Consider the following 13,118-nt stretch of genomic DNA (forward strand, 5'->3'; position numbering starts at 1 on the left):
TATGGTGCATTTCCGCCCATTCTATGCGGTTTTGACGTAAGTAAGGTCGTCTGTGTCCGTTACAATTTGAACAGGCCCCATTTTTGTGAAATAGCGACTGTGGTCGGATTAACCCCCTAAATTTGGACACTACCGCCTTCAATCTTGTGCTATCGCACTAAAGCGCAATTTGTTTTGGTGTTATCGTCCCATCGGATACGAGCCGTAGATATTCTTTTGGTGGCCAATCGTGAAGACTGCCATGAATGCGATCGTTATTGTAATATCGAATAAACCGATCTACTTCTCTAAAAGCTTCCTCATAAGTTTCAAAGCAATTCCGCTGGTAACATTCCCTTTCCAAAATACTGTGAAAGGATTCGATGAAGGCATTCTTGTTTGGCGTTTGGTTTGGAATTCGCTCATGCTCAATGCCAGCCTGTTCGCAGAAGGCGTAGAAGGCCTTGCTGACGAACTGAGGGCCGTTATCGGTTCGAAGAACGGGATGATTCCCTTGCCCGTATGCCGCGCGTTTCAGAAGCGCCTTTTGGACGATTCGTAAAATGTCCTGAGTACTACAAACTTTACCTCGATGATGCGTGACAATGCTCCGGTCAAACACGTCGATGATGCTTGCCAGGTAAAAATGCCGCCGTTTACCAGCCACATATCCATACTTGATGTCCAGCTGCCAAAGTTGATTGGGGCCGTTCACAACACGATTGTTAGCTACCTTTTTGGGTACGGGATTCGTCCTCTCCCGTTGCGGAGCGAGGATACCCAGCTCTTTGCAAAGCCGGTATACTTTTTTCTTGTTAATGACTAACTTATATTTTCGCCTTAAAAGGACCGTGAGTTTTCGATAGCCGGCTGCAGCATGGGGACCTCTGATTAAACTTCTAAGGTATCCTTTGATCCGGGCATCCAAAACAACGGATCCGTTTTTATCGTAAGAGTGTCCTGGAATAGGACGGCCCTTACCTGCGGGCTGTTGACGTTCCGGATGCCGAAGGCGGTAGTAGTAAGTGGAACGGGGCACTCCGCACAGACGCAGCACCGTACGAACCGGATATCCCTCCCCGATCCAATAAGAGGCTACTTCCAGTCGGGATACTTTTTTTTAACCAGATCTCTGAGGATGCTGTTCTCCAGTTCCTTCTGGCCCAGTAGTTTCATCGCTTCGTCGTATTTCTCTTCAAGCTCTTTGAACTTGGCTGCATTCTGCTTGGTTTTTTCCTCTTCATCACGTTTCTTTACCATAAGGTCGCCCACCTCATCCTGATATTGACGAACCCAGGTGCTAAGCGTTTTAGGAGCCATGCCATACTTTCGGGCTACCACCTCTGTACGGTAGCCGGAGAGTACCTCTACTACGAGCTCCTTTTTGACTTGAACCGGGCATCGAAACCGTCTTTTCATGGATCTTTCCCCCACTTTTTTAGTGTATCTGAAAAGGTTGGGAGTGTCCAAATGGATTAGGGGGCTATATAGTGGTGTCCGTTACGATCAGCCTTTACTTAACTGCGCTGCCGTCCACAATGAATCGACAGCCTCATGGTGTACTCTTAGCGGTCTCAAACGCCCGTATAACCAAGAAATTGACGCTCTTAAGGTCCCATATGTCCCTTACACTCGCATCCATGTCCATCCCAACCGCTAACGGTTCAACATGTCCGTTAACCGTAATCCCGCCACCGCTCCTATGCTGTTCCATGGTTACATGACTTTCAGACCGCTCTACTAGCCCCTTCACAAACGGTTTGTGAATCGGCAATTTCTGTATGCGATCCTTCCGCAGCAATGAAAAAAAGCCCCGGATCGGGACTTTTTTCAAGGAGAAACTCCTCCACATCTCTTATAGCGATACCCCCGCTTTGGGCAAGTACGCTCTCGCTCGGCATTCCTGTCATGCACGGAACTCGCTTCACAAGCGCTTGCCTTCTCCGCAGGACCCGCGGAGCACGATATGCGTATCCAGCATAACGGACGCCGGCACAACCGGCTTATGATGGATGAGATCCGTAATCATCCGTACGCAGGCGCCCGCCATCTCCTCAACGGGCAGATGCACCGTGGACAAGGGGGGGATCGTGTAGCTCGCAACCTCATCGTCATCGTGACCGATGACTTCGATATCCTGCGGAACCCGTATGCCGCAGTCATGCAAACCTGAGAGTGCTCCCACAGCCATCTGATCGCTGATGACGAATAAAGCCGTCGGCAGCGGCTTCTCTTGCTGCATCAGACGACGAGCTGCCTCATATCCCCCGCGTTCGGAAAAATCCGCAGCTAACCGATGCTCCGGCTTCATCTCCAGCCCCAGCTCGGCGACCTTGGCCAGAAACCCTTCCTTGCGCAGCCGAATCGCTGCCGATGACACATCCGGCACTAGCATCCCTAGGCGGCGATGTCCTCGGGCCGCGAACAGCTCCGCCACCGCTTGTCCGCTGGCATAGCTGTCGACATTGACCGAAGCATATTTATCCGAGCTCCGTTGGTACAGCACGACGGGCACGTTCAGCTCCGTCTGCTCCAGGTAACGTTCATCCTCCTCCGTCGGATTGGCAATGATCGCCCCGTTGAACCTCGTGCCCGTCACCAGGCTGCGAACATCGCACAGGCCCGAACCGGCAAACGGTTGAATCAGCAGTTCATATTCGTCTTCTAGCCGGGAGAGCTCCTTCTGCAGGCCCTGCAAAAACCGGCTCATCAGCACGGCACGGGTATCCAGCGCCCAAAACAGAGCAATAATCGGAAGCACCTTCTCTCCCCCGCTGCGCAGACGTCTTGCCGAAATATTCGGCTGATAGTGAAGCTCCCGGGCCGCTTCCCTGATCTTTTGCTGCGTAGCGGCGGATATGCGATATTGATCTCCCTTGCCGTTCATCACCAGCGACGCCGTCCCTTGGGATACACCCGCCAGACGGGCTATTTCTTTAATACTCGACATCGGCTTGCCTCCGGTTGGTTCTCTCATTCGATGGATACTAAATTTGCTAATACGTTTTACTTATCTTACTTGGAGGACCCTGAAGTGTCAAATAGGGAATACAACGGCTTCAGATCCATCAAGTCCTTGGCCTAATGCTGTCATACCACGAAAAAAAGCTGATGCCTTGTGCCCTGGCATCAGCTTTTCTACATGACGTAGAGCCGTCATGATTTAACTTCGAAATGAACGGCCAGCTCATCCAGCAGCAGATTAGCCGCTTTATAGCCGCCTGCCGTATTCCAGATCGATTCTTTGACCTCGAATACCTTGTTCGTCTTGGATACGTTCAAGTTCTTGAACAAAGGATCGTTCTGCCACTCTTGGGCTACTTGGCTAGCATCCGTCTTCCCTTCCGTGTTGGAAACAAAGTAGAACATCACGTCTCCATCCATGCTCGGAATATTTTCTTTCGTCAACACTTCGACGAAGGAATCCTTATCCTGTGAGGCCGGACGGGCAATGCCAAGCTGGCTGAGCAGGACTCCCGAGAAGGTTTGCTTCTGATAGATCCGCACCTGAGAAGGCGAGAAGCGGACAATCGATACCTTAGTCGCCGCTTTGGTCCCCAGCTTGGCCTTCACTTCTTCGACACGCTTATCGAAGGCAGCCATCGCCTTCTCGCCTTCTTCTTTCTTATTCAGAGCCTCCGCATACAGCTTGAAATTAATCTTCCAATCTCCGCTCAAATTAGCGGCGAACACGGTCGGCGCAATCTGCTTCAGCTGCTCATAGATTTTCTCCTGTCTGACCTTGTTGCCGATAATCAGATCCGGCTTGAGACTTGCGATCAATTCGATGTTCGGCTGCAGCTCATCGCCAACGACCGTAACGTCCTTCATCTCCGCTTTGATGTGATCGTACCACGGCTCTCCGCTCCAGGATTGGACGGCGCCTACCGGCTTGACGCCGACGGTCAGCAGAGCCTCGGTCCCTTCATTGGTCAGGATCACGACCCGCTTGGGCGTGCCGGTTAACGTCGTTTCGCCCATAGCGTGCTTGATCACTCGCGGGGCTTCCGCAGCGGCCGGCTCCGTCTTTGGAGCTTCCGTCTTCGAGGCCGGAGCAGTGGTAGTCGGAGCTGCCTCTTGACCATTGCCTGCGCAGCCTGCGACAACCAACACCATGAGGGCCATCGCCAGCAGCATGGATAAACGGGTGAACTTAAACAAGGAATGCATGGTATTCTCTCCCCTAAACGATATAATCTGTTTCTAATCAAATGATATTGCGAATCATTATCAATTGAAATATAAGGTAAATCTTTCATACTGTCAATCCTTAATTGATAATGAGAATTATAATCATTGACAAACTACCGATCTATCTCATACTATTTTTAAGGGTATATCCCGCTACTTCCCAATCGAAATGAGTGAATGGCTTGGCTCTCTTCCGAAATCCTTTTATGCTGAAAACGCTCGGCCTTGCTGCGGGCCTTATCCTTCTTCTGCTCGCTTTGCTCGCCAGTATTCTATATGGCCATCAACAATTCGGCATCCGCGATCTATGGCTGGCCTACACCCAATTCAACGGCTCCAACGAGCATCTTATACTCACCCATACCCGCGTCCCCCGGGCCATCGTAGCGGCTATGGTCGGAGCAAGCCTCGCGGTAGCCGGAGCCGTCATGCAGGTGATCACGAAAAACCCCATTGCCTCCCCCTCTATTTTCGGGGTCAACGCAGGGGCCGTTCTATTTATCGTCATCGGACTTGCCTTCTTCGGCTCGGCGCTAACGATGAGCAGCATGATCTGGATCGCCTTCCTCGGCGCATCTGTCACCGCATTATTCGTCTACCTGCTTTCGCTCCAAGGAGGGGCCCGCTTCGAGCCTGTCAAGCTGACGTTGGCCGGCGCCTCCGTAGCCGCCTTCGCCTCGGCCGTTACATCGGGCATTATTTTGATCCGGAAGGATTCCCTGGAAACCGCCCTGTTCTGGATGATCGGCTCCGTCTCAGGCAGGCAGCTGGAGCATCTGCTTATCGTGCTTCCCTACATGATGATCGGCTGGGTGATCGCTATGGCGCTTTCCGGCTCCTTGAATATTATCGCTTTGGGCGATGATATCGCCAAAGGACTCGGCCAGCGGCTCATGCTCGTTCGAGCTTTAGCTGCAGCCGTCATCGTCCTGCTGGCCGGAAGCTCTGTCGCTGCCGCGGGACCTATTGCCTTCGTCGGCTTGATCGTCCCCCATCTGTGCCGTTCCTTCATAGGCAACGACCATCGCTGGCTGCTGCCCTATTGCGCCTGCATCGGCGCCCTGCTGCTCGTAGCCGCGGATGTAGCGTCGCGCTTCATCATCATTTCCAAAGAAGTTCCGGTAGGAGTCGCTACGGCGCTGATCGGGGTTCCTTTCCTGATACATGTGGCGAGAAGGAGTAATCATGATTAAACGTCGAAAAAGCCATTCGATATCCATCCTGACGATACTTATCCTCATCGCGCTATGCCTATCTGTCCTCAGCTTGTCGCTGGGGAGCGTACGGATTCCCGTACGCGAAGTCGTCTTATCCCTGATAGGACAGAACACAGGAAGCAGCGACTTGATTCTGATGCAGTTCCGGCTGCCTCGTATTGTAGCGGCTCTGCTCGTGGGAGCGGCCCTGGCTGTGTCGGGCGCTCTGCTTCAAGGGGTGATCCGCAATCCGCTGGCCGCCCCCGACCTGATCGGCGTGACGGGTGGCGCTTCCGTTGCCGTGGTCGCCTTCATGACGATATTTACAGGCAAGTACAGCATCCATTGGATACCTTTCATTGCCATTATAGGCGCATTCATCGCTGCCGCGGTTAATTATGGACTGGCCTGGAAACGCGGGGTGTCCCCCTTCCGGCTCATTTTGATCGGAATCGGCATATCTACCGCTATGGGCGCGCTTACGACTTATTTGCTCATCAGCGGACCGGCCTATTTGGCTGCACAGGTTTTGAACTGGACGACGGGCAGCATCTATGGGACAAGCTGGAAGCATATCGGGGCCTTATGGCCTTGGGTATCGCTTTTTATCCCGCTCTCCATGCTCTATGCCAGAGAGCTGAACATTCAATCCCTGGGGGAACCTGCGGCCGTCGGGCTGGGAAGCCGGCTCCAGCTCAGCCGATTGGTTGTCCTTTGCTACACGGTAGCGCTAGCCGGCGCTGCGGTAGGCATCGCGGGCATGATCTCGTTCATCGGCTTGCTGGCTCCCCATATCTCCAGAAGATTGGCCGGCAACTCGTACTATCAGTTGATACCCGTATCAGCTCTGGTAGGCGGTATCATTCTTTTAGTAGCCGACCTGGCCGGAAGAATGTTATTTCAGCCGCTGGATATTCCGGCAGGGGTATTTACCGCAGGCATCGGCGCTCCCTTTTTCATGTATTTGCTGTTCAGGCGCAGGTCCTCATAGGCCGCGCCTGTAGTCCGGGACAACCTTCACCTAGCTCCAGCCGTGCATCGTATGCTTGAATTTCTTGGCCATCTGCGCCGTATACCTGCCGTTCCACCAGCCTCATCGGTTCCCTCGGGTAATCCTTCTATTCATTCGGCCGATCTCTCTTCACCTGCCGCATTCGGCTGCTTCCTTGCCTTTGCGGCTCCTCCCGGCATCAGCTCAGTCATAGACGACCTCGGTCCCCGCAATCAAATCGTGAAGCGAGCGCTTGTCATCCCTGGCAGCGACCATCACGATACTGATGATAAGCCCCAATCCCAGCGTTAATCCGTACACAACCCCGGCTACCACATTGCGCAGCAGCATAGTCCCCAGCCCGGGCGGCGAACCATCCAGCTTCGCGATGCGAATACCGCACAGCCGCTTACCTACCGTATATCCCCTCCAGAAGACAGGAACAAGCAAGGAATACAGGAAAGATAGAACATTCGTCAGCTGCTTCTCGCCGCTCCCTCCCTCGCCTAATAATGAGGAGATAATGGCCAAAGGAACCGCAATAATCAACGCATCCAATAATAACGCGCCAAGCCTTATCCAAAATCCCGCCTGCATCATGGCACCCCCTTATGATACCGTCCATTATATTCGCTATCCATCCAGGTTATACCGTTTCGATAATGAGATGCTGCCGAACCTTAACAAGGAGGCCGTTAACCTTCTTGACAATTGATAAAAAGCGAATTATTATATCCATATTAGATATATCCATTATGGATATATCGAGTGTCGATATATTATTTTTTACTTAGGAAGTGATCGATTGTCCAGAGCCAATTCGCTTCAGATGGACCAGTTGACAGACTCAGCCTATTACATTTTACTTGCGCTGCTTTCCCCCAAGCACGGATACGCCATCATGAAAGAGATCGAAGAGCTGACCGAAGGAGAAGTGAAGATCGGTCCGGCTACACTCTACACGCTCATCAAGAAAATGCAAGAAACGGGCTATATTCTGCTGGATGACGACAAGGACGAACGTCGTAAAACGTACCGTGTCACGGAGAAAGGAAGGGCAATCGTCGTAAGCGAGGTACAACGCAGATTGAGAATGGCCCAGCACGGAAGGCTTGTCCTTCAATCGATAGAGGAGGAATCCAAAGATGGCTAGACAGACACGCTATATGGGCTCGGCAGGACTGGCATTTGCCGAGTATCGGGAAATGAACAAATTAAGTAAGCTCTCTGAGCAGGGATGGTTTCTCGAAAAATTCGCATTTTTTGGATACAAGCTCCGTAAAGGAACGCCTCGCAAGCTGATCTATTGCCTCGACATACGCTCGTTAGAGGCAGATGAACGCAGCGGCTATATGGATATTTTCGAGGCTGGGGGCTGGCGGCACGTATGCTCGGCGGGAGACCTCCATATATTTGCTGCGGAACCAGGGACGGAATCGATCTACACTGATCACAGCACCACCTATGAGAAATACATGCGCGCCCTCCGCTCCTTCAAAGCCCTCATGCTCGTCATGCTCGCAGTTACCGCGGCCGGGCTAGGCATTTCCTATATGGCAGAGGAGGTTTGGAGCCACGATACGGCCCGCCTTATCTCCATTGTCGCCCTGTCCGTCAGTTCCGCACTTCTCGTGCCTTCCGTTATGGTGTACACCGCTTATTGGCTAAGGGTCAGGAAGCTGCGCTCCCGAATATAGGGCCTCCGAAAGCGACAAAAAGCCGCAGGAAGCTTCTCCTGCGGCCTTGTCTATCCTTCCTTATTTCACTACGTTAACCGTAATCGTCTCGCTAAACGTGCTGCCTGAGCCATTGACCAGCTCGGCTTTGTACTCATACTTGCCCGGCTGTCGGCCGGTGAGAGCCGTCACGGCTTGCTGTGCGGCCGGCGATGCCACCGCAAGCGGCTTGGTTTCGATCAGTTGACCGTTCTCATAGAGCCGGTATTCCGAGCCATTCGTGCCCCACCACATGTTCATCGTGATCTGGTAGCTGCCATCGCCATCCCAGTTATCCTGGGACAGGACAGGCTTTGCCGGTGAAGCGTCCGTAACGGTAACCGTATGCGGCTGGCAAGGCGTCGAGCCGCTGTCATTGATCAGCTCGCAGGTATACGTGTACTTGCCATTGACGCGGTCGGCTACTGCTGTCTTCGCCACCTGAGCGGAAGGAGTCGCTTCGGTCAGACTGGTCGTGTTGATCAGCGTGCCATTTTCATACAAGCGGAATTCGGAGCCGTTAGTGCCCCACCACAGATTCATGGTGATCGTATAGCTGCCGTCGCGCAATCCGTCCTGACCGTTGTCGTCAGAGAGCACCGCTTGACCGGGTGCACCGGCTGTGGATGGTTTGGTCACCTTGAAGGTGAAGCTTTTCTCCGCTACATTGCCGGCCGCATCGGCGACACGGTATTCGACGGTATGCGTACCCGGTCCGAGATCCTTCGCGGGCCGGGACGTTCCGCTGCTGATCTCTTGCCCATTAAGCAGCAGCTTTTGCTCCGCCACTCCGGACAGCGTGTCCGTAACGGCCAGGTCGAAGGTTACGGTTTCGGTATCCTTCACATCGCCTACCGGCTTTCCGGATTGCGTCAGCGTCGCAGCAGGCGCCGTGGTGTCAAGCTTTACGATCACGGACTTTGCGGCCTCTTGATTGCCGGCCTTGTCCGTCGAATAATATTGAACCGTGTTCGTGCCCTCCTGGTCAAGGACGAACGGCCCCTTGTATTCAACTGCGGCTTCTCCATTCACCGAATAATACGTGCTGACAGGTAGGGAATCGGCTTCCTCAGCCGTCAGCGCTACCGTCACATTCCGGTTAAACCAGCCGTTTGCATTAGCCGTATGGGATAAGGAGGCGGTCGTAACCGGAGGCGTAGTGTCGGCTTGAGCCGAAAAATCGCCAAGTCCGCGCGGCTTTAACTGATAAATCCCCTTGAAAATAGCCGAGACCCCTTTCACACTGACGACCTGGCCTTCTTGATAAGGGAAATCCGCTTGCGACAGCCCTGTCCGGACATCTACGCGTACATGGTTGCTGACCGTCCCTTGTACCGCATCGAACTCGAACGAGCCGGCCGGTGCCGCACTTACGATATTCCGGATGGTCACCTCGCGAAGCTCGACCAATTGACCTTGGTTAGCATCATGGATGGATGCGACCTGCACCGCAGCGGGCACTGGCGCGGTTCCCGTTTTCTCGATGGAGACAGGCTCGATCAGCTCCAGCTCCGTGTTATAAATGGCCAGTGGCGCGGTAATTTTAACGACGTCTCCCTGATGAAAACCGCTCAGACTCTGAAATACATAGATGCCGCCGGTCGCGTCCTGCAGGTAAAAGGCTTGTCCGCCGAATGCCCCCGGCTCCGTCGTGACGACGCCTTCTACCGTGACGACCTTGCCCTCTGCTTGGCTGCGGGCTTCCGCCACCGTAATCTTGGCCGGGATCGGGCCCTCTTCGGCCGGAAGCGGCTCAGCCGGCACATTGGCAAGCGTTACGCTGTTGGTGAGCAGATTGGTGCCATTCTGCCTCAGCCGGAGGTTAGCCGCACCGCTGGTGCCTGGCTTAACCCGAACGGTGAGATCCTTATAGCCCCGCCCTTGGCTGTTGGAGGTTACACTGAAGGCCGAGCTATACCCATAAGCGGTCGGCCATGTGCCATCCGCATTCTGGACCAAAGCCACCTGCGTACCGCCGGTCAAATAAATACCTGCACTGAAGCCGGATACCGTAGTATTCGCCGGCAAGTTGTCAACGACGACACGGATCTGAAACTCCTGCGCATTCGGCAGCTGGGCTTGATGCACGAAGCTGTAGGAGGCGTTCGCACTGGAGGCCGGTCCGCCGTAGGAGCCTGCCTTGAAGGTCGAACGATCCCACCACTTGTAGCCCGCGGCCGGTGCCGACCAAGGCTCAGCCTGCGGCTCAGTCGAGGCTTCGGGGGCTTCGAACGGCAGCAGCGCCGTTGGCTGATCAAGCTGAAGTCCCGCAACCTGCGTTAAGCTGGTGTAGCTTTCCTTCTTGGACAGCCAATTGACCGTATTGACGAGCAGCACCGCATCATCCTGCTCCTTAAAGCCGTCGTACGTCGTCTTCCGGGCACCTGTTTCTTCGCGCAAATATTTCGGCGTCGCATCCTCAACCGGCGAAGAGTCGCCGATAAAAGCCGCTTTTCCCGCGCCGACCTTGCTGATGGCTACATAGGGACCTTCGGCTACGCCGCCGCCATTGTACACCCCTTGATCGACCGCATTCGGCCATGCCGCGTTCGTTTGGGGCAAATAGACGATTCCCTTCGCCTTGGTCGGGTCGATGATCGCGAGTGTCGAGCCGGCATGCATCGCCACGTGGGATACGCCTGCGGTTATGCCTAGCGCTTGAGCAGGCGATACGATGTTATTCGCCGTAATGTCACCGAGCGCATTATAGCGGAAGCGGACGCCGAACTTCGTCCCGAGCCAATCGGAGCTGGCTACGTCCTGCATCGCAGCGGAGTTCCTTTCCTCCGTGCTCATGCCCTTGGCCGGATCGGTCCAAGCCCCGCGCCGGTAACCGTTGATTGCTTCAGAGCCGTCCCAGCGGTTTTTATTGCGGTCGGCATTGTAATGATCCCCGATAAAAAAGATAGCGCCGCCTTCCTGTACATAGCGTTCCATGGCCGCCTGCTCGCTTTGCTTGAACGGAATGTTAGGCTCCGCAACGATGAAAACATCATAGCTCTTCAAATCATCATAAGTAAAAGGGGTCGCCTTGCGCAGCTCCTTCACATAATAGCCATTAGCCGCCAGGGCCTGACCGAAATCCGAAAAACCTCCGTCGATGACCCAGTCGGCCGCCCCCGCCGTCTGGGCATGCGTATTGTCGAACAGCACCTTCTTGCCGGCGTTCTCATTGACGACTTTGGCTTCGATGTAGGGAGCCGGGTCAGCCGGGCCCTCGGCCAGTGCCGAGGGCGTCCCCACCAGCAAACCAGCCTGTACAGGCAGGGCCAGGGACAGAGCCAGCACAGACTTCAACCATGTCTTCTTGAATCTAGCAAACGTTACCATCATATTCCTCCCTAGTAAAATAATGAATGTCACATGTTTATTCTACCACAAGGGATATAAGGAAAATTGATAGTTTTTTGTAAATATTCGGGGCTTGCAAATGTGAGGCTTACAATCAGCCGCTCTCCCGCATCAACCATTCGCGGAGCTCATGGCTGCCGCGCGCTGTTGCGTCCATTCGGATGCCTTCCAGCCCTTCCCGACCCGGCAAGCTGAGGAAAAAGCCCCTGGCCATGGCACTTTGCCGCTAAGGACAAGCCAAGATCAGGGGCTATGCTTTTCGTACTTTGCTATCTTCCGAAAGGCTAATGCTTACTCTCAAGCTGCATTCCAGCAAGTCGACGCTCTATTGAGCGCCTGCTTCCTCCCAAAGCCGCTTATGGATTTTAATGACGACTTTCTTGATCGGCTGGTCATGGCCTCCTACCGAGCAGCAAGGCTTATGTACGTCCCACGGGTAAAATACGGCGAATTGTCCGGGCTTCAACAAAAGATCGGAAGCTCCCTCCGCATCCTCGTATAAAGCGTAATCCTTGTCCGCCAATTGGTCCTCGGTCACCTTCAATGAGTCCGAGTGCCTGAGGACGCGGATGCTTTCCGTTCCGATGACCAGATATTGAATATCCACATGCTGCTCGTGCGACTCGAACTTCTGCTCCTGCTCGGACTTCGTTACGGGCTCCTGCACAAGGGCAAACATCAGCCCTTCTTCAATCTCGTAACGTCCTGCTTCCCGTTCAGCCAGCTTCAGGTCGACGATGCTCTCCAGCCCCTTGCGTATGGCCGCCGGGTATGTATGACGTTCCTTTTCATAATGACGCATATCTCCGAAAATCATATGTCGCTCTCCCTATACATGGAGTACGCATACACCTGCCACCTGCCATCTGCCGTTCCTGCTCCAGCTTTCTCTGCCTGAGCCTGAGCGCCCACGACCGGCCAAGGCGCAGCGCCCTATACCCTACTGCCGTTGATTATACGCCTGTTTCAAGATGTTGTACATCGTTCTGTTGTCTCCTCGGTCTGGTATTCCCCCTAAGAAAACAAAAAATCCGTCAACTTGCGAAACCTCGCAGTTGACGGATGATGATTTCCTACATATGGTCGGGACGACACGATTTGAACATGCGACCCCCTGGTCCCAAACCAGGTGCTCTACCAAGCTGAGCTACGTCCCGACGTTGAACAAGTAATCATGGAGCGGAAGACGGGAATCGAACCCGCGACCCTCGCCTTGGCAAGGCGATGCTCTACCGCTGAGCCACTTCCGCATAAGCAATAATGATGAATCTGTTGCTCCGGCGAACCCAAGTGTTCTCATCCCGTTTACACAGGAAGTAATCATGGCGGAGCCGACGGGATTCGAACCCGCGGTCTCCTGCGTGACAGGCAGGCATGTTAGGCCTCTACACCACGGCTCCACACATTAAATTGGTTGCGGGGGCAGGATTTGAACCTGCGGCCTTCGGGTTATGAGCCCGACGAGCTACCGGGCTGCTCCACCCCGCGGTAGTATGGTGAACGCTGACGGGATCGAACCGCCGACCCTTACCCTGTCAAGGTAATGCTCTCCCAGCTGAGCTAAGCGTTCATAGATGGTGACCCGTAGGGGATTCGAACCCCTGTTACCTCCGTGAAAGGGAGGTGTCTTAACCCCTTGACCAACGGGCCTTGATAACATCAGACAGGTTTCAAAGAAAAGCCACCTGAATGGCA

The 13,118-nt window shown here is 54.0% G+C and carries 11 protein-coding genes and 6 tRNA genes; 4 read left to right on the forward strand and 13 right to left on the reverse strand.

Annotation, left to right across the window (positions count from 1 at the left end; genetic code table 11):
- Window positions 1–157: 157 nt before the first annotated feature.
- From GSF01_RS21910 to GSF01_RS21925, 4 genes are all read right to left on the reverse strand, one after another.
- Entirely contained in the window at window positions 158–1,084 is a 927-nt protein-coding gene (locus GSF01_RS21910; protein ID WP_328803702.1) for an IS3 family transposase, read from the reverse strand.
- Window positions 1,075–1,398 (reverse strand): transposase, encoded by a 324-nt coding sequence (locus GSF01_RS21915; RefSeq protein ID WP_159887437.1) that lies wholly within the window; start codon window positions 1,396–1,398, stop codon window positions 1,075–1,077. Before GSF01_RS21915 ends, GSF01_RS21910 begins: the two co-directional genes overlap by 10 nt.
- Before the next feature lie 505 nt (window positions 1,399–1,903).
- Window positions 1,904–2,929 carry a LacI family DNA-binding transcriptional regulator gene (locus tag GSF01_RS21920; protein ID WP_159887438.1) on the reverse strand — a complete coding sequence of 342 codons (1,026 nt, stop codon included), beginning with the start codon at window positions 2,927–2,929 and terminating at the stop codon, window positions 1,904–1,906.
- A 206-nt stretch (window positions 2,930–3,135) separates the two neighbouring features.
- Complete coding sequence (locus GSF01_RS21925) at window positions 3,136–4,149, reverse strand: ABC transporter substrate-binding protein (protein ID WP_201305464.1); 1,014 nt, start codon at window positions 4,147–4,149, stop codon at window positions 3,136–3,138.
- A 227-nt stretch (window positions 4,150–4,376) separates the two neighbouring features.
- Here GSF01_RS21925 and GSF01_RS21930 point away from each other — a divergent pair, with 227 nt between their 5' ends.
- Both GSF01_RS21930 and GSF01_RS21935 read left to right on the forward strand, forming a co-directional pair.
- Window positions 4,377–5,363 carry a FecCD family ABC transporter permease gene (locus tag GSF01_RS21930; RefSeq protein ID WP_159887448.1) on the forward strand — a complete coding sequence of 329 codons (987 nt, stop codon included), beginning with the start codon at window positions 4,377–4,379 and terminating at the stop codon, window positions 5,361–5,363.
- Entirely contained in the window at window positions 5,356–6,357 is a 1,002-nt protein-coding gene (locus tag GSF01_RS21935; RefSeq protein ID WP_159887439.1) for a FecCD family ABC transporter permease, read from the forward strand. The genes GSF01_RS21930 and GSF01_RS21935 overlap by 8 nt, the downstream gene beginning before the upstream one ends.
- A gap of 204 nt (window positions 6,358–6,561) precedes the next feature.
- Here the strand turns inward: GSF01_RS21935 and GSF01_RS21940 are convergent, their stop codons facing one another.
- Window positions 6,562–6,957 carry an RDD family protein gene (locus GSF01_RS21940; RefSeq protein ID WP_159887440.1) on the reverse strand — a complete coding sequence of 132 codons (396 nt, stop codon included), beginning with the start codon at window positions 6,955–6,957 and terminating at the stop codon, window positions 6,562–6,564.
- A 205-nt stretch (window positions 6,958–7,162) separates the two neighbouring features.
- Between GSF01_RS21940 and GSF01_RS21945 the strand changes: the two genes are divergently transcribed.
- On the forward strand, window positions 7,163–7,510 hold the full coding sequence (locus GSF01_RS21945) for a PadR family transcriptional regulator (RefSeq protein ID WP_407945789.1): 348 nt from the start codon (window positions 7,163–7,165) through the stop codon (window positions 7,508–7,510).
- The gene (locus GSF01_RS21950) at window positions 7,503–8,054 is read left to right on the forward strand and encodes a DUF2812 domain-containing protein (RefSeq protein ID WP_159887441.1); all 552 of its coding nucleotides are present in this window, start codon (window positions 7,503–7,505) and stop codon (window positions 8,052–8,054) included. Before GSF01_RS21945 ends, GSF01_RS21950 begins: the two co-directional genes overlap by 8 nt.
- A 60-nt stretch (window positions 8,055–8,114) precedes the next feature.
- Here GSF01_RS21950 and GSF01_RS21955 read toward each other — a convergent pair whose 3' ends face one another.
- The 8 genes from GSF01_RS21955 to GSF01_RS21990 form a co-directional block, all read right to left on the reverse strand.
- The gene (locus GSF01_RS21955) at window positions 8,115–11,402 is read right to left on the reverse strand and encodes an OmpL47-type beta-barrel domain-containing protein (RefSeq protein WP_159887442.1); all 3,288 of its coding nucleotides are present in this window, start codon (window positions 11,400–11,402) and stop codon (window positions 8,115–8,117) included.
- Window positions 11,403–11,748: 346 nt separating this feature from the next.
- Window positions 11,749–12,240 (reverse strand): YhcH/YjgK/YiaL family protein, encoded by a 492-nt coding sequence (locus GSF01_RS21960; RefSeq protein WP_159887443.1) that lies wholly within the window; start codon window positions 12,238–12,240, stop codon window positions 11,749–11,751.
- A gap of 263 nt (window positions 12,241–12,503) precedes the next feature.
- A tRNA-Pro gene (locus GSF01_RS21965) sits at window positions 12,504–12,580 on the reverse strand.
- A gap of 18 nt (window positions 12,581–12,598) precedes the next feature.
- A tRNA-Gly gene (locus GSF01_RS21970) sits at window positions 12,599–12,673 on the reverse strand.
- Window positions 12,674–12,746: 73 nt separating this feature from the next.
- Window positions 12,747–12,823: transfer RNA gene (locus tag GSF01_RS21975), tRNA-Asp, on the reverse strand.
- An 11-nt stretch (window positions 12,824–12,834) separates the two neighbouring features.
- Window positions 12,835–12,911, reverse strand: a tRNA-Met gene (locus GSF01_RS21980).
- 6 nt (window positions 12,912–12,917) lie between these two features.
- Window positions 12,918–12,993, reverse strand: a tRNA-Val gene (locus GSF01_RS21985).
- A 5-nt stretch (window positions 12,994–12,998) separates the two neighbouring features.
- A tRNA-Glu gene (locus GSF01_RS21990) sits at window positions 12,999–13,073 on the reverse strand.
- Window positions 13,074–13,118: the final 45 nt, after the last annotated feature.

The sequence above is a fragment of the Paenibacillus puerhi genome (assembly GCF_009846885.1).
In the GTDB taxonomy this organism is placed as follows: domain Bacteria; phylum Bacillota; class Bacilli; order Paenibacillales; family NBRC-103111; genus Paenibacillus_G; species Paenibacillus_G puerhi.